Genomic DNA, 24,079 nt, shown 5'->3' with positions numbered 1-24,079 from the left:
AGCAATATTATTAAAAACACCTAACAACCAGCTTAGCACAATGCATTCGACAGCAGGATTTTAAGCTTGTCAATCGGTTTAATCAGTTAACAACTTTCGGCTAAAAATCACGGAACCAAGCCATTTTCCTTATCCGTTAAACGGCAGCTGCAACCCGATAATGGGCATGACGATTTAGAGATCGTCATCATCCCAGTCATCACCATCTTCATCAAAATTATCGATATCATCAAGATCGTCTTTTAGCTCTTTGGCCAAACGTTTTTCTTCTAGCAAATTATCGATCAAACGGCGTTTCTCTAGGCTGCTTAAGCGTGTACGCACACTTGTTTCGGCCTCTTCCACCATCTTTGCATCATCATCATCTACAAAATCATCATCAAAATCGTCATCAATATCAGCGTCACTCATGACAAACTCCTATCATTTTTCGGCAAGGGTATTAAAAATACATGAATATATATATGCCTTATAAAGTCTCTATTGAGTGTTGTCAATCCTTTTTATCACTATCATAGCATCACGTACAAAGTTAAAGCCTGCGCAAACGCTTATCGCACAGGCAATTGTAGAGGCTCACCTGTATCTAACGCTACGATTTACTCTTGCTCTTCTGTCTCTTCAATCATTAATACTGCATTGCGCACATCGGCCAAACGCTGAATCATGGCATCATTGCCGCCATCAAATATCGCGCATTCGCGCTCATAAACAGTGGTGGGACGCATGATGCTTTGTACTTGTACATGATGGCTGATTTGTTTAAGACCAGCATTGGGCAGCAAGATAAGCATTTGCTCCTTTTTGCCCACGCTATCTAACAGATGGCTCATTGCCTCGACTTGCGCATTATCGCTCACCCCCGCTTTTGCTGGTAAGGCAAATCTTGATAGCTCGACATGCTTATCATGAATGATTTTATTCAGCATCAAATACAGTTTGCCAAGCATCACACCTGCCAACGCGACTTTGGCGTGGCTGTTGTCTGCTTTTAGCATCACATAAGCGCCGCTTTCATCAAAGTGTGGCTCATTGAGCGCGCTCACCCCAAGTAGCAAAGGCTGCTTCAGTAACTCAGTCACTGCTTGGTTCAATAATTGGGTACATAACGCCAAATAAGGCAGGCGCTGCGATGGCGCTAGGCGCTCAAGCATGTTGAACTCATCGTGAAAGACAATCTGAACGCTAACACTATCGAATGGGCGCGTAGCCGACAAGCGCGCAGCACTAGCAGATTTATGGCTACTGCCATTCTCATGCCTAGCCGCTATTTCGTCTTGCGGGCTGTCCGTATTATTATTGCCCGCACTATTTACCGTATAGTTTTCAGCGTCATTGCCATTATTGCCCTCATTACCATTATTATTGCCATCAGTGTTCAGCGCGGTGTCCTGACCTTGTTGCCATCTGACATACTGATTTACCGCACTATGAATGTTTAATTTTCGAGTATGCGGTTTTTTGCTACTGGTATCGTGAGCGGTTTCTTTAATCGCGCTATCGAAACCAGCTGGGTTAGAGGCAGATCCAAGGTTAAGCTCACTGTCTGATTCGCTTTCGCGATTAAGGTTGCGCTCATAACCGCGCTCAAATTCACGCTGATCGAGTTGTCGATACTGCTCGCGATGCAAGTCTTGGATATCACGGCTTAGCGCATTGATTTGCTCTCTACTTGGGCGCGCAATATAACCATAAATCAGCCATAGCAATAAATGCAGCAACATCGAGCCAATGACAAACGGCCATTGCATGGCGATAATCTCACCCTTGCTAATATCTTTTAGCGTCAAGGCAACACTACCGATGACCGCATCGCCTTTGGTGGCGATTTGGCTAATGGTATCACCCTGCTGCATCGGCGCATTACCGACCGGCACCAAGACATCACCATTATTGTCTTTAATCAGTATGCGGGTCACGTCCTGCTCACTGGTATAGCGATTGGCTATGACGCTGAGGCTGACGCGGTCTTTATTTTCTAAAGACAAGCGCGCCTCATCAATAAGCTGGGCGACCATTTGCTCGCCCTTTTGGGCACGGCTATTGCTCAGCTGCTGATCGGTACTGATGACCAATAATAGGGTCTGCAAACAAAAACTAACCAGAAGAATAATGGCAAACAACCCTTGCCGCGGCGCTAAATACGTCATGATATGTTAAACTTTTTTGGATAAATGGAATTAAAAAACGAGGCTATGGCTCATTTTCTGGAAGAGTATGCAGCTATCTTTTTTATATTTACTTTGGCTCAATTTACTACCGCAGCTACTCGCTAAATAATATTTAATCAAATGTCATTTACGAGACCTGACTATCGTACATGAGATTTGTTGTGCAAGTATGTTTGGCGCACGCACACATCAACAAATCCCCGTTTATTTTCTCTACTATATCACCATACTAATGGTGATGGCGTCAGCTAATATCATAAATTTATTGTAAGAATTTTCTTTTATTCAATGGCGATTTTTGCTCATACCAAGCATTTTTATCGGACTGTGAGACTTTATACCTCATCTATAGGCGCTGCCCGGTAAAACTGTTATTATTCCTAATCTTATATCAGCATACAAGGGACAATTGAGCGATGCAAAAAAATACATCTTACTCGTTACCAAAAGACAGCAAAGCATGGCAACAAGCCGTCGATTCTGTAGCGTCATTATTGCCTGCGGGTACTAATCTGCATGATTTTGATGCGCTGCAATCCTTGCCTATTTTTGCGTTGATTGTGGTATTGCCTACGCATGTATCTTCGCTCGATATCCATCAATATGTGCAATCATGGGTAGATGAGCAGCCAAACTGGCATTTGGTGACCGTAGCAGAAGATGCCGATGCCAATTTTGTCGATGTTGAGATTGCTGATATAGACACTACGCAGCCATTTGCCAAGCACTCGTTTATTGATGTGCAAGTGTTCCGCTATTTGCTGGTGCCAGTCACCGATACGCTGATGCACCCTGCTAAAAAGACAGCAGCAGCGCACATTATCGATGACCAATTGACCACGCGTCTACGTCATGACTTAGCCGAAGACTATAAAAACTCGCAAAGCGCAATGAGTAGCGAGCATTTAGATGTTGTCGACTGTCATATCTTATCGCTCGGTCATATGTTACGTACCCATAAGCTTGCCTGTTTCGATATGGACTCTACGTTGATTGAGCAAGAAGTCATCGTTGAGCTGGCAAAAACCGCTGGTATCGGTGAGCAAGTCGAAACCATTACCGAAGCGGCGATGCGTGGTGAGATGGATTTTGATGAATCTTTTGCTCAGCGCGTGGCCTTATTAAAAGGTATTCCAACCAGCGTGCTCGATGATATTTGCAGCCGTTTAACCTTGTCGACAGGCGCGCGCACGACTATCAGTGCGCTTAAAGCCTTGGGGTATCATACGGTCTTAGTGTCAGGCGGCTTTACCTATTTTGCCCGTTATATCGCTGAGCAGCTGGGCATCGATGAAGTACATGCCAATGCGCTGGATATCGAAGATGGCGAAGTCACCGGTCATGTGCAACTGCCGATTATTAATGGCGCGAAAAAAGCGGCGATTGCTGAGCATACCGCTGAGCGCTTAGGCATTGATATGTCGCAAGTGGTCTGCGTCGGTGATGGGGCCAATGATTTACCAATGATGGCACTGGCTGATTTGGGTGTGGCGTTTAATGCCAAGCCCATCGTCCAAGCGCGTGCAGACGCTGCGGTAAATGTCACAGGGCTTGAAGGCGTGCTTTATGCGCTTGGCTATCCAGCCTTTGTACGTACAAAATAACGCTTCGCTATTCTAAAAAATAAGCTAGGTTAAGGATTTGTCTTTGACCTAGCTTTTATGATTGAAGACTTTATGTTGAAGCCTTTATATACCTATATCTCTTTTACCCTATTTATCTCACTTTTATCTTGTTAAATAAGAAAGGAATGTCCATGACGGCATCACAATCACCGCGGCCAGATGCGCCGTCATCTTCCCATAATCTAGATAATGAGCATTTAATTAAAGAAAGCTCGCCTATTTATCACGACACTCCAAAACAGCTATTAGGTGTCTACGTCAAAGGTATTGCGATGGGTGCAGCGGACATTGTACCCGGTGTTTCTGGCGGTACCATTGCCTTGATTGCGGGGATTTATGAGCGCTTAATTAATGCCTTAAGTAGCGTAGGTCCCAATCTATGGCAGATATTTCGCCAACAAGGCGGGCTTAAAGGTTTCATTGCAGTATGGCGACAGGTCGATGCTACTTTTTTAGTGTGCTTATTACTTGGTATCGCCACCAGTTTTGCCACCTTAGCCGGACTCATTAAGCATTTATTGGACAATCAGCCTTTACTGATTTGGTCGTTCTTTTTTGGCTTAGTAGTCGCCACTGTCTTTATCTTATTAACTGAAATTACGCGCTGGAATATAGGACGGCTCGCATTATTTTTGCTGGGGGCTGGTAGCGCGGTCGTCATCAGTAGCTTGCCGTTATTGACCACGGCACCAAGCTTACCTTATTTATTCCTTGCGGGCGCGATTGCCATTTGTGCGATGATATTACCCGGTATCTCAGGGTCCTTTATCCTATTGTTAATGGGCGCCTATGATTCGGTACTCGAAGCGGTGCATACGCTAAACTTTAGTATTATTTTTACTGTCATTGCCGGTATGGCAACGGGGTTATTATTATTTACCCGTATGCTCAAATGGCTGCTATCACGCTACTATCAAGCAACCCTTGCCTTGCTAACAGGTTTTATCGCCGGTTCGCTGGTGAAAGTATGGCCATGGAAAACCGATGCGCTCGGTACATTAAATAGCGATGCCATTAATAATGTCATGCCATGGCAGTATCCTACGGGTGCGCATTGGCTAACTACGTTAGGCTTGATGCTGTTAGGAGCCGTGTTGGTAACCGCTCTATCATGGTGGGGGCGCCGCGGCGTTCGTCCTTAAAGTTAAATAGACCTCAAAAAACACTTTGATTCCAAAAAAGCGCCCATGATTGTGGCGCTTTTTTGTTGGTAATTTTCTTGGCAATAATGGCATAATTTGCACAGTATTTCCTTAATATCATTTAAAAAATCAAACGTCAGCTGTTGTCGCAAAGTCGTCGCTAGCCTCTTTAGCTTTAGGTCACAAACTTCCATAATGACCGTGTTGGAATTCACCTGATGAAGAGCGAGATGAACAATGTTATTAACAATATTTTCTACTTTTGCCAGTGAAACATGGGGCGCTGGTGCCATACTGGGTACTGGTCTGCTGCTAGGCCTGCTACTGGCGCTTGCCTTATCGTCGCAGCGTTGGTTGCTATGGTATCTGTTCGGTGGCATGGCCTATTGGTTGGCGGTTGAAGCCATTCACAGTTTATTAAGCTATTGGTTAGTCTTGTCAGAATGGCACAATTATGTGGTTGCTATGGGTATCAGCTGGCTACCTTTGGTTGCTTGGGTACTTTATAGAGCATTGCGTTACGAAGATGTCAGTCGCACTGTGCATGAGCAACGTGAGCTGCAAGCCGCCCGCTATATTGAACATACGCCTGTCTATGATGATGACTATCAACCGCGCTTTCAGTAATTCGGTAATTCAGTCATTCACTAAGTTTGCCCCATTCATACTGCTGTCATTGAATGTTACAAGATACTTAAGACGCTCTACGTAACTCCTAAAGAATTGAAACCTATCATTCGTTCAATCGTTTATAATCTAATTATATATTTGTCGCCACAATTGTTATAAAGTACGCATTATTTTGCGTCTTATTTTTTAGGAGTTCGATTATGTTCACTGTTCCTGTATTAGATATTAAGTCTGATCCATTAGATGTTTTATTGGCAATGATTGGTTATCGTTTATCGATGTTAGCGGATAGCGAAGATGAAGACGTTAAAGCGCTGTTTGCTGATCGTAAAGTCACCATCGAGCTTGCCAGCACTGAAGCTGATATCACGCGCTATTATAGCTTTGATAACGGTAAATTTAGTCAACATAGTGGTCATGCCAAAGAAGCGGATTTGACGATTAATTTTAAAGACTCAATGACAGGCGTTAAACTATTGACCAAAGGCAGTCTTCCTGCCTTTATGACCGCTGTGCAAGAAGGTAACTTGAGCATCGAGGGCGACTATAGCCTAATGATGTGGTTCAATAAGCTTGCCAAACATATCGTGCCAGCCGTTCCAGAACAATGCAAACCTTATATCCAGCAAGCCAAACCTTATGCCTATAAAGCGCAAAAGTTTGCCAATCATTGGCTAGGTGTTGCTAAGCATAAATTGGGTAAATAGTAACTCAATCGAATAAATAATGTAACGAATGAAAATAAGCAGATAGCAGCTATCTAGCGTATAAAGAATCCAGATACGATTCACTACTTAGTACTATTCTGATTTTCTAAAAAGGTTGCGGTATACTATACGGCAACCTTTTTTATTGCCTAGATTTTATAGTCTTAATTTTATCAAAGGAAAAAATATTAAAGGTTATCTAACACTTCTAAATACTGTTATAAAAGGATTTATCTCATGGCAGGATTGCTTAATATCTCAGAACCGAATGCCAATAATCATAACCATAACCACACTGATACGACACTTAATAATAAAAACGCGTCCCATGATTTTTTAGCGACATTGGCAACAGACGCAACTAATACCAAGCAACAAGCAGCCAGTAAGCACAGCCGTGAACAGATTACTCAATTGTTTGACTTGCCTTTGATGGATTTATTACTGCAAGCACAGACGATACACCGCCAACACTTTACCGCCAATGAAGTACAAATCAGCACCTTGCTATCTATCAAGACCGGTAACTGTCCAGAAGATTGCGGTTATTGCTCCCAGTCTGGTCACCACCGCGATACCACTAAGCTACAAGCGGAAAAACGTATCGAGGTCGATAAGGTCATTGCCGCCGCCAAACGCGCCAAAGCCACAGGCTCATCGCGTTTTTGTATGGGTGCAGCGTGGAAACACCCAAGCGCCAAAGACATGCCTTATGTGGTCGAGCTGGTCAAAGAAGTCAAAGCATTGGGACTTGAGACCTGTATGACCCTCGGCATGCTTGATACCCAACAAGCGGCGCAATTGGCAGATGCAGGTCTTGATTATTACAATCATAATCTCGATACCTCAAGAAGTTACTACGAGCAAGTGGTCAGTACCCGCAGCTATGATGAGCGCTTAGATACCATTGCAAACGTACGAAATTCAGGTATTAACGTTTGTAGCGGTAATATCGTTGGTATGGGTGAAAGCCGTGATGACCGCATCGATTGGGTCCATGAGCTGCTAAAAATGCCCAAAGCTCCTGAATCTATTCCGGTCAATCTGCTGGTGCCTATTCAAGGTACGCCTATCGGCGATAAAGTTTTAGCAGAAGGTCAGCTGCCAGTCCTTGAATGGATACGGACGATTGCCGTGACACGTATTTGCTGTCCAAGCAGCTACGTACGCTTATCTGCTGGACGCGAAAGCTTATCTGACTCTGAGCAAGCATTGGCATTTATGGCAGGGGCAAATTCATTCTTTTATGGTGATAAGCTACTGACCACGGGCAATGCCAGCCAGTCGGGTGACGATAGACTGATGCGCGAGCTTGGGTTAATCAAGCAATTTGCCGCACCACGAGCACCAAAGCAAGTACCGGTGCTTGACGCCATGAGTGGTCATCAGTCGCAAGTTGTCTTAGCAGAGTAAATGCCTTGCGTGCCGCTACCATTATCGCGTAATCTGCGCTAAGCTTGCCGACGTTATGAATCAAGAAATTGTGCATAAGATATCAAATCTTAAGAGAGAATATGATGGCAGATTATTTCAATTGGATTAAAGCGGCACACATTATCTCTATGGTGTGCTGGTTTGCGGCGATATTTTATTTGCCGCGCCTATTCGTTTATCATGCGATGAGCGACGATAGCATCAGCCACGAGCGCTTTGCCATTATGGAGCGCAAGCTCTATCGCGGTATCATGACACCATCGATGATAGCCACCTGGTTGTTTGGTTTATGGATGTTGGGCATGGGCTGGGATGTTTATAAAACTCAGGGCTGGCTACACGTAAAATTATTATTGGTGGTGCTACTTTCTGGTTATCATGGGGCTTGCGGATTTTATCGTAAAAAGCTCATTGATAATCCGCATTATAAATCGCATAAATTTTGGCGCTGGTTTAATGAAATTCCAGTATTTGCGTTAATCTTTATCGTAATTTTAGCGGTGGTAAAGCCCTTTTAAAAACAGCTAACAATAAAGCTTATTTACCTTAAAAGTATTTTTATCTTGAGTCTAAAATCCACAAAAAAGCGTCCGTTACTCTAATAAGTGACGGACGCTTTTTTTATGTCTCAAGTAAGCTGAATAAACACCCTTAAAAATTAAACGTTTGGTCGCATGATTTGATAGACATTGCTTAAATCATAGACACGGTAGCGCGCAGGTTCACGGCGATTTTCACCGGCATAGCTCAGTATCAAGGCTTGCTTGGCGCGCTCATCGACCCAGCCAACAAACAGTCCGCTATGCTCGACGCCATTGTAACCATGATTGATATAATACAGCCAATCGCCGACTTCTATCTCGTTGCTATTGGCATAAGGGCCTTGACCATAAGTGCCTTTATGAATGGTATCGCGGCTCACCCCTGCTCGATTAAACACCGCATTGAGATAGTCCCAGCAGCCACCTTTAATAATCGTCCGCTCATTTAATGCCATCTTGCGCGCAGTGCTAATCACTTCGCGCACCGCCCGACTACTCTGGGTTTCAGCATTGCTTAGCAGCGGCAAATACTCGCTATCGACGTTATCATAATTGCCAGATAAAAATGCGGGCAGAACAGATGGTGCTTGACGTTGTACTTCAGGATAACGGTAATTGCTTTGGGCATTACCGATGTAAGCATTTTGGTTAGAATAGGAGTTATTAGAGTAGCTGTTATTAGAAGAGCTATTACTAGAATAGCTTGGTTGGCCGTTGCTCGAATTCGAGCGATAGCTAGTGGCATTGCCAGCACGTTGAATGGTAGAGCGTGTGCTAATTTTGGCCGAAGGAACCGCCGAATACGTTGGGGTATAACGGGCGCTATAATCAGGTTGGACAGATTTTTGCGCAATCAAGGCGCTCATACTATCGGCATGAACCTGACCGGCCGCAGCAAAGGTAAATAATAAGGCACTGCACGACGTTGTGATTGACCAAAGGGACAAACGCGACATGACTAACTCCTTGTCAACATATTATTGATTAGCCGACTCAATTTAATATTAATAAACGGCTATCAATGCTCAGTATCAATAAGCGTATTAACGATAAGTAAGATAAGATTTTTCAATCCTATTTATAAACCATTTGCACAGGAATCTGCAAGTCTTATTGCTAGGAGATAAGCGATAAAAGGTATGAAATTGAGGATAAACGGTAAAACGAGATAGGAGTTTTAGAAATGAAGGCAGAGATTTAGGAAAGATAACATCATCAGTTCAATATCAAAAAGGTATATTCAACATAGCGTTCTGCTGGAACAAGTTTTGCTCGCTTGCTGTGTGCTTTACACTCCAGAGGCTTCGCAGAAAATTTTCCAGCAGCACTAAATTTTTTTTCTAAATTGAATCAGCTATAAGCTATGTTAAATATAACTCACAGAATGAACAGATTAGAACATTAAAACCAATCAATAATCTAATCGTTGCTCATCTTAATATTGGCATGGCGTTTGCTCAGCGTCTGCCCTTGTAAAATGGCTGTGGCCGCGTTAGCTTCTTGGATATTGTCAAAACCGCCAATCAGATATTTACGTATGTCATCACAATCGACAATCTGTAGCTGTTCACCAATCAGAGTAATTTTATCGCCATCAGTCAGGTGAATATGCTCACGTTTGCCTTGATTATCATGCACCAACTCGCCATCACGTACCCACAATACGCCGCTACTAATAATACCGCTCATGGCTTGTTTATGTTTCAGGCGTTGCCGATTAAAAATAAAACTACCAATAATCAATAAGGCCAAAGCGCCAATAGCCAAGCGCTCAGGCAACAGACTCATGGCTAAAGCAACCGCCACTGCCCCAACCAGTAATGCGGAGCCAAACCAAAATAGCCCATTGTCAGCCGCTGGCGACTGACCTTGTAAGGTGATTTTGGCGCCGTCATCAGTCAGCTTTAGCATGCGCGATTACCTGTTCAAAAGCAGTGAATGGTTAAAAGTTTAAATAAAAAGTCATAAAAGAACGTTTAGAGATTTACCAACCTAGTGCTGTTTTTTGCATAGCAATCAGCTCTGCGATACCTTTTTCCGCCAGAATCAGCATATCGTCTGCTTGCGCGCGGGTAAATGGCTTTTCTTCTGCCGTCCCTTGCAGCTCGATAAACTCACCTTTTTGCGTCATCACCACGTTCAAATCTGTATCGCAGCTAGCATCTTCTTCGTAATTTAAATCAAGATAGGCTTCGCCATCTTTCATACCAACTGACACCGCAGCGACCAAACCAATCAATGGATCAGCTTTGAGCTTTTTGGTTTTTTGTAGGCTTTCTAGCGCATCGATAAGGGCAATAGCTGCACCCGTCACACTAGCGGTACGCGTGCCGCCATCTGCTTGCAATACATCGCAATCAAGATAAATGGTATTTTCGCCAAGCTTACTTAAATCAATCATCGCCCGTAAACTACGACCGATTAAACGCTGGATTTCTTGCGTACGACCTGATTGCTTACCGCGTGCTGCTTCGCGCTGATTACGGGTATTGGTCGCACGTGGCAACATACCGTATTCTGCGGTAATCCAGCCTTTGCCTTTACCTTTAAGCCAGCGCGGTACGCCCGACTCAACGCTCGCAGTACATAATACTTTAGTGTCGCCAAAGCTGACCAATACTGACCCTTCGGCATGCTTAGTGTAATGGCGCTCAAAGCTGATTGAGCGAAGTTGGTTAAGCTCACGGTTGTCAATACGCATAAAATTTCCTAGTACGATGTTGTAAAAGCAGAGTGATGGTTATATAAAGTTATACAATAACAAGTTCGTCGTTACATCAACGGATATGATCGCAGACGTAAATATGACGATATCCTAACGTGGCAGCGGCGCAATAGCAAGATTCTCTCAAGCTATTACGCCGCTGCTTTAGCAAGATTTAGCGTTAACTTTATTCTAAACCTTCCATCTTACGCAATTCTTTACGTAGGATTTTACCGACGTTTGATTTTGGTAATTCATCAACGAATTGGATATGACGCGGACGTTTGTAGCCGGTCAATTGCTTTTTACCAAAATCAAGCAGCTCTTGCTCGGTGACATTGCCTTTTTTGACCACAAATAGCTTTGGATCTTCACCGCGGTCATCATTTGGAATACCAATAGCGCCGCATTCTACCACAGCAGGATGCTCACTCATGGCTTCTTCGATCTCATTTGGATAAACGTTAAAGCCCGAAACCAAAATCATGTCTTTTTTGCGGTCAACGATTTTGATAAAGCCTTTTTCGTCCATGATGCCGATATCGCCCGTTTTTAAGAATCCACTAGCGGTAAAGGTTTCAGCCGTTTCTTGTGGACGATTTTGATAGCCAATCATCACCTGTGGACCTTTGACACAAATCTCACCGCGATCACCTAATGCCACTTCATTTTCATCGTCATCGATTAAAATAATATCAGTGCTAGAAGCAGGAATACCAATTTTTCCGGTAAATTCAGAAATAGTCATTGGGTTAAAGGCGACCACTGGCGAGGTTTCAGACAAACCATAACCTTCAACGATAGGCAGACCAGTGATTTTATGCCACTCTTTTGCCACACTTGGCAATACCGACATACCGCCGCCAATCGAGGCTTTTAAGTTAGAGAAATCTAAATCTGCAAAGCCTTCTTTGTGTACTAAGCCATTAAACAAGGTGTTTACGGCAGGGATAAACGATGGCTTGTATTTGCCCATCTCTTTAATCAAACCATCCAAATCACGCGGGTTTGGAATTAATAGACCGGCATAACCTTGGTACATGCCATACATGCCGCAAACCATAAATGAGAACACATGGTATAACGGGAGCGCGGTTAAAATCACATCATTGGCATCGACATCGTCATCAAAGGCGCTGTTCATCAGGACACTAATCTGTAGCATATTAGCGACCAAGTTACCGTGCGACAGCATCGCGCCTTTAGCAACACCCGTCGTACCGCCGGTATATTGCAACAAGGCCACATCGCTTAAGTTCAAATCAGGACGCTTATACTTGCTGGCTGAGACCGCATTTAACGCATGCTTAAAGCTGGTGCTCTCTGGCAGACGATAAGCGGGAATCATTTTTTTAACATGGCGCGCGACCAGGTTGACCACTGCCCCTTTGACCAAGCCAAGCATATCACCAAGCTTACAGACGATGACATGCTTCACTTGCCCTTTATCTTCGGCATCTTGATAGGTTTTTGCAAAGTTTTCAACGATAAACAACGCTTTAGCGCCACTATCATGCAACTGATGCGATAGCTCACGGCTGGTATACAAAGGATTGACATTAACCAGTACCATACCTGCACGGATAATACCCAAAGCCACCACTGGATACTGCAAAATATTGGGCATCATTACCCCAACTTTATCGCCCTTTACCAATCCTAACGACTGTAAATAGCTGGCAATTTGGCGACTGTATAAGTCTAATTGCTTAAAAGTAATGGACGCACCCATGCAAATATACGCAGGTTTTTGCCCATAACGACTAAAGTTACGCTCGAACACTTCAAGTAAAGACGTACTGTCATCTGGCATATCGATGGTCGCATCGATGCCATAGCGCTCATAAGCACTCAGCCACGGACTGTCGCTATCTATCGTCGGCATGGTAGGAAATGCATTTTCAACCATTGATTGAGCGTTGCCCGCAGCGTTATGGTTGGTGGTTTCTTTATTGATACTGTCCGTCATAATCGTCCCTAAATGTTACTGTTAAAATATAGAGTATATGTGCTGCCCTTACCGTGGTCGCCAACCACGTATTGATAAAATCAAAAGTTTGTGAATAAATAACTGCTCAACACCTAAGCTCTGAGCGCAATTGTTATTCACAAACTTTTTACATCAAAAATCTTTAGGCATATAAGCCGCATGCCTAAGTTTACTCTCACTATGATGCAAATGCATAAAAGCTATTGTATCACCAGTTGCAAACGCATTAACGCAAAAAGCTATTATTCAAATAGCCAGCATTGTCGATGCTTTTATAACGGTATTAAGCACTTAAGCATGCACTTTTATCGTGAAATACAAAAATATAATCGGCAGGAACTATAGCAGTTTTGCTCGCCATTCTCTATGCGTACTGCCAAATCATCATAGAAAAATAAAAAAAATGATAAGGTCTTATACAAACGACCTTATCATCTTTCAGTATGACACCAGCGAATATCCGGCTATTTTTGATCCTATTTATCATGTATTAAGCGTGATAAATGTGGGTAAAAAATATGATATTCGGTGCTAAATTACTTAACCGTGATTCTTCTCTTCTAAAGCGCGCAAGTCTTTATGTAAAATCTTACCGACGTTTGATTTCGGTAACTCATCGATAAATTCAACATAACGAGGACGCTTATAACCGGTTAGATTTTCTTTGCTATAAGCGAGCACGTCTTCTTTAGTCAAGCTGTCATCACTGCGCACGACATAAATCTTCGGTACTTCGCCGCTCTTTTCATCATCGACACCGATAACGCCGCATTCTAAAATCTTTGGATGACCTGACATCACATCTTCCACTTCGTTTGGATAGACGTTAAAGCCTGATACCAAAATCATATTCTTTTTGCGATCGACAATCTTAAAGTAACCCTCTTCGTCCATCACGCCGATATCACCGGTACGGAAATAACCGTCAGACGTCATGACCTCAGCGGTGGCATCATCACGTTTCCAGTAGCCTTTCATGACCTGCGGACCACGAACGCAAATTTCACCGCGCTCACCAAGTGGCACTTCATTGCCTTCTTCATCCAAGATGGCCATGTCTGTTCCAGGCATCGGTAGACCGATATTACCTGAGAACTCGCCTGTACCTTGCGGGTTTGCTGAAGCAACAGGAGAGGTTTCCGACAGACCATAACCTTGCACAATGATGTTGCCGGTTATTTTTTCCCATTTAGCCGCAGTATCTTTTAATACTGCCATACCACCGCCCATAGACATCTCAAGCTTACTATGGTCTAAGGCTTTAAATGCGTCACTATTAGCGAGCGCATTAAATAGCGTGTTTACCGCTGGGAAAAACGCCGGTGGATAATCTTTATAGGCTTTGATTAAACTTGCGCCATCACGTGGATTCGGTACCAGCAGACCGATACAGCCACGATATAGACCGTACATACCACAAACGGTAAATGAGAAGATATGATATAACGGCAAGGCTGTCATAATAACAGGCTGCTCATTACGCGCTTCAAACTTATCAAACGCATCGCCAAGATAGGTATCACACTGAATTAAGTTGGCGACCAAGTTACCGTGCGTTAGCATCGCGCCTTTTGCCACACCTGTCGTACCACCGGTGTACTGCAATACGGCGACATCATCAAGCCCGATATTGGTGGGGCGGTTGTACTTTTTCGCAGACAATTGATTGAGTGCTTTTTTAAAGTTTACGCTCTTTTTAAGCGTGTAATGAGGCACCAGTTTTTTCACATGACGCACGACGGCATTGACGATAAAACCTTTTAACGGGCTCATTAAATCGCCCATCGACGTCACCACCACATGATCGACCAAATCTTTACCGATATCTTCATAAGTCTTGGCAAAGTTTTCTAGGATAAACAGCACTTTAGTCTCAGAATCTTCTAACTGATGCTGAAGCTCTTTAGTGGTATAAAGTGGATTGACGTTAACCAAGGTCATGCCAGCACGTAGGACACCTAATACGGCAACCGGTAACTGCAAGATATTGGGCATCATAACGCCGACTTTATCGCCTTTTTTTAGGCCAAGCGACTGTAAATATGCGGCAATCTGTTTGCTATAACGGTCTAAATCTTCATACGAGAGCTTTACATCCATGCACACAAAGGCGGTACGACCAGCATGAGTAACAAAATTCTGCTCAAGAATATCGATTAAAGAGGTATTGGCGGGCGGCATATTAATCTCGTACTGTATGCCAAGCTTTTCGTAAGTTTTGAGCCACGCTTTGTCATTACGACGAATTAGGTTACCTTGATTTTCCATAATCTTACTGCTCCTAGTAATAGTGTGCTGCTATTAACCCATCTCTATCACAGAGTGATAAACATACCAAACCTCATCGTTCAAGCTAACCATCCATATAACCATGATGGCGGGCGGCTGACGATATAAGCGTCTGGCAATGAGTCAACAATATAGCGATAAATAGCCCTTTGTTGATTAACATACACACTTTATACAAACTACTCAATATAAAAGATTGCTACCTGAGTTCTTAAACGTACTTGACGGCCGTTAATTATATTACTATCAAATACTTAACCATTAAATGACCGGCCATACCACGGATTGTTACCAATTATTTATTGCCAAACATTGTTCTATTATTAATAGAAATAACCGTACCTTACGCTTTTCTTAACGTTTACTATCAAGGGCAGCAGCAAGCTCGGTTAGGGTCACAAAGTTACGCCGCGTGCCATCCTTATCGCTATCTGGTTTTTGAGCCAGAGTACTGGTCGCAAGTTTGGTGCTATGGCTATATTGCCAGTCATTGATATAATCGCTTTGGCTTAAGCGTTGACCAAACCCTGCTACGGCGATGGCAAACTGGGTATCGATATTGGCTTTATTTAAAGGGCGGCTGGTATTAATAATCGGCTGGTTTATAAGTTTGGAGCTACCACCTTTTGGCGCTTTATAACGAATATTTAGATAACCAAGCTCGTTTGTTTTTTTGCCGCGAGCCGTCTTCTTTGATTCATTCTCATTATAACGGCGCTCGCTAAACAATCCTTTTGCACCCGTTGGCGTTACCTCAAACAGTGCAATGACTGCCTTACCTGCTCCAAGCTCGCCGGCATCGACTTTATCATTATTAAAATCTTCCTCATTAAGGACGCGGTTTTCATAACCGATTAAACGCCATTCGCTGACCACATTTGGATTAAATTCGACTTGCACCTTGACGTCTTTGGCGACGGTGTTAAAGGTCGCTGCCAACTCATCGCTAAAGACTTTTTTGGCCTCAGTCAAACTGTCGATATAGCTATAGTTACCATTGCCGTTGTCTGCCATTTGCTCCATCATGTGGTCATTGAGATTGCCACGACCAAAACCGACGGTCGACAAGGAGATACCGCGATCACGATTGGCTTTGACCAACTCTAGCATCTCATCGACATCACTGATACCGACATTAAAATCGCCATCGGTCAGCATCATAATGCGATTGATACCGTTCTTTTTCATGCCTTGTGCTGCTTGTCTATAAGCCAGCTTTAAGGCGTCTTCACCATTGGTCGAGCCAGCGGCAGTTAAGCTCTCTATCGCCGCGAGTATTTTTGCTTTTTGGTCACCACTGGTCGCAGGCAGTGCCACACTGGTAGTGCCCGAATACGTAACAATGCTAATACTGTCTTGAGCACGCATCTGTTCGGTGAGTAACTTCAATGACGATTGCGCCAGTGGTAGCTTATCGCGTGATGACATGGAGCCTGACACATCGACCAAAAATACCAAGTTGGCGGGCGGCATAACTTGATTGGCAGTTTTATTAGACCAGCTATTCTCAACCGCTTTAATCCCAACTTTGACGATTTTATTATCCTGATCGGCCTTGTCCCACGGCGAATCAACCACTTCTGTTGCGACCACAAAAGGTGCGTTGGCAATGCGCTTGCCATCATCAAATTGATAATTAAAATAGTTAATCAACTCCTCTACGCGCACGGCATCGACAGGTGGCAGCTGCCCCTCATTAAGATAGCGGCGCACATTGGCGTAGCTACCAGTATCGGTATCGATGGATAGAGTGGCAACCGCCATCTCAGTGGTGCGGTGTACCGGATTGGCGTCGTTTTTTTGGTAATTATCACGTACTGGTGGCTGTACGCTGATGCCAGATAACGGCCGCACACTCCATTGCGGCGCGGAACGTGTCATGCTGCCCATGCTATTGCTCATGGTGTTATTGGTAGCGCTCATAGCACTGTCAGCTAAGACAACACGTGGCATCGCCACCTCCGACTCGGCGACTGCTACAATAGGCGGCATAGATTTTTTATTATCTGATTGCTTTATAGCATTTTGACCGATAGTGCTACGGGTTTGCTCAGCCATCGGCTGGCTCACTGGCGATGAGCTACACGCCGTCAATCCCATCATACTGGCGACAGCACTGACTAATAGCGCATTTTTGGTTAGATGCTGAGCACGCGTTCGTGATAAATAGGCAGGTGATATAGATGACGATGACATAATAGCTACTCCATATGATAGACGGCTTGGATAGATAGACGGCTTGGATAGACAGTTCGATGATAACAGTTCCGTGTTACAGCCTTTATAATAATTATTGCTGAGCACTATTGCATAGTGCCTTATGAAACAGGCGCTTAGTAAAAAGACAAACCATATGCGTCTGATTCACTATACTTCTCTTATTTTGTAAAAGCTATCAGCCAAAACGCAATCAGCACGTCTATCTAGCACGTCACGACCTGTCGTCTATTCTGACTTATGCCTTTTTAATTTTGCCAATATCCTTTACGATAGCACTATCCTATTTGCATGCTTGCACCAATTATTTATACCTATTAAAACTGATAAGTGAACCCTATTTTATGTCCGATGTTATTGATAATACCATTACACCCATTATCCCAAATGAACCAATGGATACCCGCTCAGTCGCGGAGTTTACCGAGCAAGCTTATCTCAACTATGCCATGTACGTCATCATGGATCGGGCGCTGCCCAATATCGCTGATGGCCTGAAACCTGTCCAGCGCCGTATCGTCTATGCGATGAGCGAGCTTGGGCTAAAATCGACAGCGAAAGCGAAAAAGTCTGCGCGTACCGTCGGTGACGTGCTGGGTAAATATCATCCGCATGGTGATAGCGCCTGTTATGAGGCGATGGTTCTGATGGCACAGCCGTTTAGTTATCGCTATCCGCTGATCACGGGTCAAGGTAACTGGGGTAGCCCCGATGACCCTAAGTCCTTTGCCGCGATGCGCTATACCGAAGCCAAAATGTCGGCTTATGCTAATACCTTGCTTGCAGAACTCGGACAAGGCACCGTTGATTGGCAAGATAACTTCGATGGCACCATGCAAGAGCCAACCACCCTGCCTGCCCGCCTGCCAAATATTTTATTGAATGGTACGACCGGTATTGCCGTCGGTATGGCAACCGATATCCCGCCGCATAACCTTAATGAAGTGGTACGCGCCGCTATTCGTTTGCTAAAAAATCCTGAGCTATCGGTTAAGCAATTAACCCAATCAATACCAGCACCTGATTTGCCAACGCCAGCTGAAATTATTACCAGTAAAAAAGACTTGCAGGCGATGTATGAGACTGGTCGCGGCAGCTATAAAATGCGCGCCACCTTTCATATTGACCCAAAAGAAAAAAATCTCGTCATCATCGATGCGCTTCCTTACCAAGTGTCAGGCAATAAGATTCAAGAGCAAATCGCTAAGCTCATGACGGATAAAAAGCTGCCTTGGATTACTGATATTCACGATGAATCAGACCATGAAAACGCTTGCCGTATCGTCTTAGAGCTAAAATCTACCCGCGTCGATGTGCAGCGCGTCATGAGTCATTTGTTTGCCAGTACTGATTTAGAGAGCAATTACCGCGTCAATATGAATATGATTGGCCTAAATGGTAAGCCACAAGTCAAAAACCTCAAAGAAATCCTTGAAGAATGGCTCGTCTGTCGCCGCTCAGTGGTCACGCGCCGTTTGCAATATCGCCTCGATAAGATCGATAAGCGCTTGCATATCCTTGCAGGTTTGCTGATTGCTTATCTGAATATCGATGAAGTCATTCGTATTATTCGTGAAGAAGACGATCCAAAATTATCATTGATGCAAGACTATGACCTGACTGAGATACAAGCCAATGCTATCTTGGACATTCGTCTGCGCCAGCTCGCTAAACTAGAAGAGATTGAGCTGCGCCGCGAGCAAGATGAGCTAGCTGCTGAACGCGCTATCATTCAAGAATACTTGGACAATCCAGACAGCCTGACCAATCTGATGATTGATGAGCTTACCGCCGATATGAAAGAACACGGCAACGAGCGCGTATCACAATTGGCGGAACGCGAGGAAGCGCAAGCGTTAAAAGAGTCTGACCTCGTACCGAGTGAGCCTGTCACCGCCATTCTATCGAAAGCAGGCTGGATTCGCGCAGCTAAAGGGCATGACGTCGATGCTTCTGGCATGACCTATCGTTCAGGTGATAGCTATCAAGCCCACGTGCGCGCTAAATCCAATGAGAGAGTCTACGTGCTCGATAGCACTGGACGCAGTTATAGTATCGATGCGCATAGCCTCGCATCCGCCCGTGGTCAAGGCGATCCGCTGACCAGCGTACTCAAACCGCCAGCAGGTGCTAGCTTTGAGCAGCTATTAACGGGTGCGGATGATCAGCGTATCATCCTAGCCAGCTCAGCAGGTTATGGTTTTATTAATACTATTGGCAATCTCGATAGCAATCAAAAAGCGGGTAAAAACATTATCAACCTAGCAGCTGATAGTCGCTTGCTTCCTGTTGCGCGTATCGATGCGCCAGCGGATATGACTGCCAATGCTAATAACGAAAATGCCGAAGGGGAAAATAGCAGCGCAAGCGCGATGCCTGACCATGTTGCTGTCGTGACCAATGCGGGATATCTATTGATATTTGCTCTTGATGATTTGCCTGAACAGGCTCGTGGTAAAGGTAATAAGCTGATTAAATTAAAAGACGGTGAAGAGGTGCTTGCCATCACGCCACTCAGTCAGCAAGACAGCCTAATCATTACCGCTGGCAAACGTCATGTGACGCTAAAGCCTAATGATTTAGCCAATTATACGGGCACTCGTGGTAATCGTGGTGGGCAGTTGCCAAGAGGCTTTCAGAATGTGACGAGTGTTGAGGTTGGGTAGTTTAAGTTTTTAAGTTTGAGTAAGCTGGGCTAAAAGTCTGGCTTACTGTTTACCTCAGCCAATACGATATTTCTATAATCAGTAAACTGACAACACCTGATAAATATAAAGCCAACTGATTAGAATTAAGATCCTTGCTTAGGATTGGGCTTAAATTTAGGCAAAAGGACTGACCAATTATATTGAAATTATAATCTCCATGACAAAATACACCAAAGCCATAAATAGTAAAAATATTCGCAAGTGCTATGAAATAAATAAAGAACCTTAAACGCAATTTATCCTTCGGGTTTTTATAAATTATTATTAAGTAAACCAAACATACTATAAGCATAATCCAGTATGGATTAAAAACATAGACCTGCATAATAAAATAAAGTATCACATGTAGTATTAGTAGTAGCAATCCTAATGTAAAAAGAAGCTTTGTTATTCCTCTTCTAATACTAGTCCTTAAAAAAATATCTCCAAAAATGGTTAGAAATTTAAGTTATTGTAAATTTACTTGGCTTGAGCTGAAATTTCAAACTAATACTTGAAGGATTTAACTAGCGTAGGCTGGGCTTTTAGCTCAGCAAACCATGCTAAAAAAACCAATACTCGAATCATTAGAGTTAGTCATAATCCTATCAATATCCGCGCCACTTCAACTAGACGGATAAACCCTTTCTTCTAAAAATTTCCAAAACAAGGTGAGAAAAGCTTTATTAGAATCTGCTCCAACTTCAGCTCACTGTATACCTTACTCTGACGTTGGAACTAACTAAACACATTGATGCCAAAAGCATCTACAACAAACATGGTCACACTCAACAATGCACCAATAAATAAACACAGCTTCATGCCAAAGGGCATATATTTAAAGGGTATTTGGGTAACACCGTATAGATGCAGGCTTTCAGCTTTGCTAATGGGATAAAACATGATCCCAACAGCGAGCATAAACGTAAACGGTGCTAAAAAGCAAAAGTGCTTTAGTTGTGTTGGCATATCAGCAGTATACAAATTCATCGTATAAGCACTCATCAGCATAATAAATAGGGCAATAAAACGACTGGCTAAACGAGACTGAGCAAATTGCTTGGCATGTTTTTGTACATCATATACACGTTGCGTCTGTGCTTTAATGACAGGGTCTGGATAAAGTTGTTGCTGCGCTTTGATAACAGAGATTAATCTTCCTTTCCTGACAAAGCTACTTATTGACGAGTACGCCCAATAGGCTAAGACTGCGCTCATAAGAAACAGCCACCATATCACGCTGGGGTATGTCGCCCATACCATCAGGATGACTATGAATAACATTAATAGCGCGAGAAAAAACTGTAAGAAATTTCTTATTCGACTAAACTGCAAGCTGAACAATATCATACGCTTTCGAGTAGCGAACGTGGGAGACTCTGCACCTAGTGGAATTTCACCCGCAATTTTTTTGCCAATAATTCTGAACGTACCCTTGATACTGCTATCATTTAAACCCGCTCCATGATGTAGCACTTCTACGATCGCATCAGTACGAGCTTGTTCTTTATCGTTCATCACAATATCAATTCCGTTGAAGACACCTCCCAGAATTTTAGGAGTAGTTTTAGTATTTTACAAGCTGCAACGTTGTTTCATTAATGAATAGAACAATTTAAGGCCCAATACTCAACTCCTAACCCTGCCTTAACCCCAAAATCGGAATGACTAAATCCTCTTCATCGGTCAAATGCTGCGAGAGTAGTTCGGTCGCCTCCACCAAAGTCTGATGCAACTGCTCTGCCAGCATTTTATCCTCAACCTCACTTCTCGCCAACGTATCGTTTTGCACTTGCAGCTTATCGAGTAGCGCATCCAAGCGCACATGGTCGCGACCCAATATCTCAAACCCTGCCTGTAGCTGCGGATACATCCGAATAAACTCAGGGAAAAACCCCTCATCCTCGACGCCATGATGTTGATGCAATTTAAGGATATGCATATTGATACGCTTAAGCATCTGCGAGCGATACGCTGCCCAGTCGTACTCGCCAGATTGATAAACCTCACTTATCTGTGTCAAGATACGCTGACGCTTGCGTATGTTAGTATGTACTTTTAGCCAGCCCGATGTTTTGTAAGCATAATCTGCGCTAAACCATTGATCTGGCGGTAGCTTGTTGAATAAGAACAACCAATCCGTCTCAAGCCGACTGTCAGGATGACGCGGCGACAAAGTAAATAAATCATCGTCTAAGGCTTTTTGACTCATATTATTTTCGGTAGATAAGCTCATTATGCTGTCCTTATCGGGCAAGTTTGCATTTTATATATTTATTAAGAATACTAAACGAAATGCTATTTTTATTTAGAGCTTATATAAAGTCAAAAAGTATAAAATCAACCGTTTACTGGCCAGCGCCTTCTAAATATGAAAGGTATTTATCGTTATAAAAGCGCTACATAAATGAGTCATAACCACCCTATTGCTGTATTTTTAGTCATATAAAATTGAGTACTTATTGATAAATACAAACTACATTATTATTAGCAATAATACTTAAAATTATTAAGCAAATCTCAACGAATTTTTATACCTGCTCTAATTACCTAAATAGTCGTTTTTCAAATATAAAGGATACTCATGTTTATTGTAGATAAGGCGGCGCCAGCTAGTATGAAGCATACATTGCCTGTGCCAAAAGTGATATTTTTTGACATTGATGACACGCTCAGCCGTAATGGCATCATCGCTACGCACAACCAAGCGACCCTTGAAGCGCTTGCCAAAACTGATATTAAATTGGTGATTTCGACGGGACGCTCTAAAGCGATATTGCCAGCAGATATTTTAGCTTTGTTTGAAGCTGATGTCTTAGATGCGATTATTTGTATGAATGGGCAATATAGCTTTGATAATAAGGGTGTCATCAGTCATTACCCTTTATCTGCTGAGCAGACGGACAAAATCGTCCAGTTATGTGAAACAAGCGAGCTGATTCATAAGTTTGACTCGGCGACGCATATCGCATGGTCAGGTGAAAACGCCCGCTTGCGTGAATACAACGCCATAACGCCAAACTCTATTCTTGACCCAGATTATCATAAGGCAAATACGGTTTATCAATGCTCAGTATTTTTTAACAATCCAGAAGAGAAGATGCAAGATATCGACTTTGCAGAGGACGATTTAAAGCTGGTACATTGGCATCATATTGGCGCAGATATTCTGCCAGCAAACGCCTCTAAAGCACGCGGTATCAAAGACGTCTGTCAGTATTATGGCGTAGATGCACGTGAATGTATGGCGTTCGGCGATGGCATGAATGATTTAGAGATGTTTGATTTGGTCGGCTATGCAGTAGCGATGGGCGATGCTCAGCCCGCGTTGATTGAGCGCGCAGACTTCGTCACTGGCACGATTGAAGAGTACGGAATACAAGCAGTGCTTGAACAATTTAAGATAGCATCATAAGTATAAGAATCTTAAGATAAAGTAGTCATAGCGTTTATCTTTATAACCAAAAAAAACCCCTTGCCAATCGCTGACAAGGGTTTTTGTTTTTCTAGTCATTGCTAATTTTTGGTTGATAACTCACAGCTGGTCGCAAGAATAATGCCGCATATAACTATCTGAATAATTAAATATAGAGTAAAAAAGAACTTAACGCTTCCTTGTCATCAGACTATAAACCCAGCCACCAATTTTATAAAAGCCGACGACCATCAGGATAAGCACCAGCGCTGCCAGTACATAGGCCAGCCAATTGGGCACACTACTCAGCCAACCAATGGTAAATGCCAAGCCCATATAAGTCTCCCCCGGCCAGTTTAAGATAGGCGTCGGTGAGCCAGCATGGAACATCATCATAAAAGCGACCATCCCAATTATTGCCGCGATGATTCCAGCTCGTTTACGGTTATTCATCTTATTCCTCTATCTCTTAGTTAATCAATGTGGTTAGAACTGCGCTTGTTTTTTATTTTATCTTGCTATTTTT

General features: G+C 43.3%; 20 protein-coding genes. 9 read left to right on the top strand and 11 right to left on the bottom strand.

Annotated elements, in window-relative coordinates:
* Window positions 1-174: 174 nt before the first annotated feature.
* Together B3Q63_RS03585 and B3Q63_RS03580 are read right to left on the bottom strand one after the other, a co-directional pair.
* Window positions 175-411 carry a PA3496 family putative envelope integrity protein gene (locus B3Q63_RS03585; protein ID WP_045443968.1) on the bottom strand — a complete coding sequence of 79 codons (237 nt, stop codon included), beginning with the start codon at window positions 409-411 and terminating at the stop codon, window positions 175-177.
* A gap of 188 nt (window positions 412-599) precedes the next feature.
* On the bottom strand, window positions 600-2,150 hold the full coding sequence (locus tag B3Q63_RS03580; protein WP_296173877.1) for a hypothetical protein: 1,551 nt from the start codon (window positions 2,148-2,150) through the stop codon (window positions 600-602).
* Between the two features lie 437 nt (window positions 2,151-2,587).
* Between B3Q63_RS03580 and serB the strand changes: the two genes are divergently transcribed.
* The 7 genes from serB (at window position 2,588) to hemJ (ending at window position 8,227) form a co-directional block, all read left to right on the top strand.
* Window positions 2,588-3,775, top strand: a complete 1,188-nt coding sequence (gene serB, locus B3Q63_RS03575; RefSeq protein WP_296173873.1) for a phosphoserine phosphatase SerB — start codon at window positions 2,588-2,590, stop codon at window positions 3,773-3,775.
* 152 nt (window positions 3,776-3,927) lie between these two features.
* Window positions 3,928-4,938: a DUF368 domain-containing protein gene (locus tag B3Q63_RS03570; RefSeq protein WP_296173870.1), complete on the top strand. Its 1,011-nt coding sequence runs from the start codon at window positions 3,928-3,930 to the stop codon at window positions 4,936-4,938.
* Window positions 4,939-5,156: 218 nt separating this feature from the next.
* On the top strand, window positions 5,157-5,210 hold the full coding sequence (locus B3Q63_RS13080) for a hypothetical protein (protein WP_372829526.1): 54 nt from the start codon (window positions 5,157-5,159) through the stop codon (window positions 5,208-5,210).
* Window positions 5,188-5,565 carry an AciT family ciprofloxacin tolerance protein gene (aciT, locus tag B3Q63_RS03565; RefSeq protein WP_227673586.1) on the top strand — a complete coding sequence of 126 codons (378 nt, stop codon included), beginning with the start codon at window positions 5,188-5,190 and terminating at the stop codon, window positions 5,563-5,565. Before B3Q63_RS13080 ends, aciT begins: the two co-directional genes overlap by 23 nt.
* Window positions 5,566-5,768: 203 nt before the next feature.
* Window positions 5,769-6,275, top strand: a complete 507-nt coding sequence (locus B3Q63_RS03560; RefSeq protein WP_296173863.1) for an SCP2 sterol-binding domain-containing protein — start codon at window positions 5,769-5,771, stop codon at window positions 6,273-6,275.
* Between the two features lie 237 nt (window positions 6,276-6,512).
* The gene (gene bioB / locus B3Q63_RS03555; protein ID WP_296173862.1) at window positions 6,513-7,688 is read left to right on the top strand and encodes a biotin synthase BioB; all 1,176 of its coding nucleotides are present in this window, start codon (window positions 6,513-6,515) and stop codon (window positions 7,686-7,688) included.
* A 104-nt stretch (window positions 7,689-7,792) separates the two neighbouring features.
* Window positions 7,793-8,227 carry a protoporphyrinogen oxidase HemJ gene (gene hemJ, locus B3Q63_RS03550; protein WP_296174335.1) on the top strand — a complete coding sequence of 145 codons (435 nt, stop codon included), beginning with the start codon at window positions 7,793-7,795 and terminating at the stop codon, window positions 8,225-8,227.
* Window positions 8,228-8,367: 140 nt separating this feature from the next.
* Here the strand turns inward: hemJ and B3Q63_RS03545 are convergent, their stop codons facing one another.
* The 6 genes from B3Q63_RS03545 to B3Q63_RS03520 all read right to left on the bottom strand — a co-directional run bounded on the left by B3Q63_RS03545 (window position 8,368) and on the right by B3Q63_RS03520 (window position 17,430).
* A complete protein-coding gene (locus tag B3Q63_RS03545; RefSeq protein ID WP_296173859.1) occupies window positions 8,368-9,207 on the bottom strand; it encodes a hypothetical protein in 840 nt (279 codons plus the stop codon).
* A 463-nt stretch (window positions 9,208-9,670) separates the two neighbouring features.
* Window positions 9,671-10,162, bottom strand: coding sequence for a hypothetical protein (locus B3Q63_RS03540; protein WP_296173856.1), 492 nt, complete (start codon window positions 10,160-10,162; stop codon window positions 9,671-9,673).
* A gap of 73 nt (window positions 10,163-10,235) precedes the next feature.
* Window positions 10,236-10,952, bottom strand: coding sequence for a ribonuclease PH (gene rph, locus B3Q63_RS03535; protein ID WP_183620154.1), 717 nt, complete (start codon window positions 10,950-10,952; stop codon window positions 10,236-10,238).
* Between the two features lie 190 nt (window positions 10,953-11,142).
* A complete protein-coding gene (locus B3Q63_RS03530) occupies window positions 11,143-12,864 on the bottom strand; it encodes an AMP-binding protein (RefSeq protein WP_201624695.1) in 1,722 nt (573 codons plus the stop codon).
* A gap of 621 nt (window positions 12,865-13,485) precedes the next feature.
* On the bottom strand, window positions 13,486-15,213 hold the full coding sequence (locus B3Q63_RS03525; protein ID WP_201624677.1) for an AMP-binding protein: 1,728 nt from the start codon (window positions 15,211-15,213) through the stop codon (window positions 13,486-13,488).
* Window positions 15,214-15,588: 375 nt separating this feature from the next.
* Entirely contained in the window at window positions 15,589-17,430 is a 1,842-nt protein-coding gene (locus tag B3Q63_RS03520; protein ID WP_296173851.1) for a vWA domain-containing protein, read from the bottom strand.
* A 365-nt stretch (window positions 17,431-17,795) separates the two neighbouring features.
* Here B3Q63_RS03520 and parC point away from each other — a divergent pair, with 365 nt between their 5' ends.
* Window positions 17,796-20,117, top strand: a complete 2,322-nt coding sequence (gene parC, locus B3Q63_RS03515; protein ID WP_296173849.1) for a DNA topoisomerase IV subunit A — start codon at window positions 17,796-17,798, stop codon at window positions 20,115-20,117.
* 759 nt (window positions 20,118-20,876) lie between these two features.
* Here the strand turns inward: parC and B3Q63_RS03510 are convergent.
* On the bottom strand, window positions 20,877-21,656 hold the full coding sequence (locus B3Q63_RS03510) for a hypothetical protein (protein ID WP_296173847.1): 780 nt from the start codon (window positions 21,654-21,656) through the stop codon (window positions 20,877-20,879).
* A 118-nt stretch (window positions 21,657-21,774) separates the two neighbouring features.
* Window positions 21,775-22,374 carry a hemerythrin domain-containing protein gene (locus B3Q63_RS03505; protein ID WP_296173845.1) on the bottom strand — a complete coding sequence of 200 codons (600 nt, stop codon included), beginning with the start codon at window positions 22,372-22,374 and terminating at the stop codon, window positions 21,775-21,777.
* Between the two features lie 348 nt (window positions 22,375-22,722).
* On the opposite strand from B3Q63_RS03505, the gene B3Q63_RS03500 reads away from it, so the two are divergent.
* Window positions 22,723-23,553 carry an HAD family hydrolase gene (locus B3Q63_RS03500; protein ID WP_296173842.1) on the top strand — a complete coding sequence of 277 codons (831 nt, stop codon included), beginning with the start codon at window positions 22,723-22,725 and terminating at the stop codon, window positions 23,551-23,553.
* Between the two features lie 189 nt (window positions 23,554-23,742).
* On the opposite strand, the gene B3Q63_RS03495 is transcribed toward B3Q63_RS03500, so the two are convergent.
* A complete protein-coding gene (locus B3Q63_RS03495; protein ID WP_296173839.1) occupies window positions 23,743-24,006 on the bottom strand; it encodes a hypothetical protein in 264 nt (87 codons plus the stop codon).
* Window positions 24,007-24,079 lie beyond the last annotated feature (73 nt).

This window comes from Psychrobacter sp. UBA2769, from assembly GCF_002352555.1.
GTDB classification, from domain to species: Bacteria; Pseudomonadota; Gammaproteobacteria; order Pseudomonadales; family Moraxellaceae; genus Psychrobacter; species Psychrobacter maritimus.
Note: the sequence above shows the minus strand (reverse complement) of the source record. Positions and strands in the feature narration are given on the sequence as shown.

What these genes read in the sequence shown, in the direction of transcription:
- B3Q63_RS03585 (WP_045443968.1), bottom strand. Translation starts at nt 411, where the DNA reads ATGAGTGACGCTGATATTGATGACGATTTTGATGATGATTTTGTAGAT.
- B3Q63_RS03580 (WP_296173877.1), bottom strand. Translation starts at nt 2,150, where the DNA reads ATGACGTATTTAGCGCCGCGGCAAGGGTTGTTTGCCATTATTCTTCTG.
- serB (WP_296173873.1), top strand. Translation starts at nt 2,588, where the DNA reads ATGCAAAAAAATACATCTTACTCGTTACCAAAAGACAGCAAAGCATGG.
- B3Q63_RS03570 (WP_296173870.1), top strand. Translation starts at nt 3,928, where the DNA reads ATGACGGCATCACAATCACCGCGGCCAGATGCGCCGTCATCTTCCCAT.
- B3Q63_RS03560 (WP_296173863.1), top strand. Translation starts at nt 5,769, where the DNA reads ATGTTCACTGTTCCTGTATTAGATATTAAGTCTGATCCATTAGATGTT.
- bioB (WP_296173862.1), top strand. Translation starts at nt 6,513, where the DNA reads ATGGCAGGATTGCTTAATATCTCAGAACCGAATGCCAATAATCATAAC.
- hemJ (WP_296174335.1), top strand. Translation starts at nt 7,793, where the DNA reads ATGGCAGATTATTTCAATTGGATTAAAGCGGCACACATTATCTCTATG.
- B3Q63_RS03545 (WP_296173859.1), bottom strand. Translation starts at nt 9,207, where the DNA reads ATGTCGCGTTTGTCCCTTTGGTCAATCACAACGTCGTGCAGTGCCTTA.
- B3Q63_RS03540 (WP_296173856.1), bottom strand. Translation starts at nt 10,162, where the DNA reads ATGCTAAAGCTGACTGATGACGGCGCCAAAATCACCTTACAAGGTCAG.
- rph (WP_183620154.1), bottom strand. Translation starts at nt 10,952, where the DNA reads ATGCGTATTGACAACCGTGAGCTTAACCAACTTCGCTCAATCAGCTTT.
- B3Q63_RS03530 (WP_201624695.1), bottom strand. Translation starts at nt 12,864, where the DNA reads ATGGTTGAAAATGCATTTCCTACCATGCCGACGATAGATAGCGACAGT.
- B3Q63_RS03525 (WP_201624677.1), bottom strand. Translation starts at nt 15,213, where the DNA reads ATGGAAAATCAAGGTAACCTAATTCGTCGTAATGACAAAGCGTGGCTC.
- B3Q63_RS03520 (WP_296173851.1), bottom strand. Translation starts at nt 17,430, where the DNA reads ATGTCATCGTCATCTATATCACCTGCCTATTTATCACGAACGCGTGCT.
- parC (WP_296173849.1), top strand. Translation starts at nt 17,796, where the DNA reads ATGTCCGATGTTATTGATAATACCATTACACCCATTATCCCAAATGAA.
- B3Q63_RS03510 (WP_296173847.1), bottom strand. Translation starts at nt 21,656, where the DNA reads ATGAACGATAAAGAACAAGCTCGTACTGATGCGATCGTAGAAGTGCTA.
- B3Q63_RS03505 (WP_296173845.1), bottom strand. Translation starts at nt 22,374, where the DNA reads ATGAGCTTATCTACCGAAAATAATATGAGTCAAAAAGCCTTAGACGAT.
- B3Q63_RS03500 (WP_296173842.1), top strand. Translation starts at nt 22,723, where the DNA reads ATGTTTATTGTAGATAAGGCGGCGCCAGCTAGTATGAAGCATACATTG.
- B3Q63_RS03495 (WP_296173839.1), bottom strand. Translation starts at nt 24,006, where the DNA reads ATGAATAACCGTAAACGAGCTGGAATCATCGCGGCAATAATTGGGATG.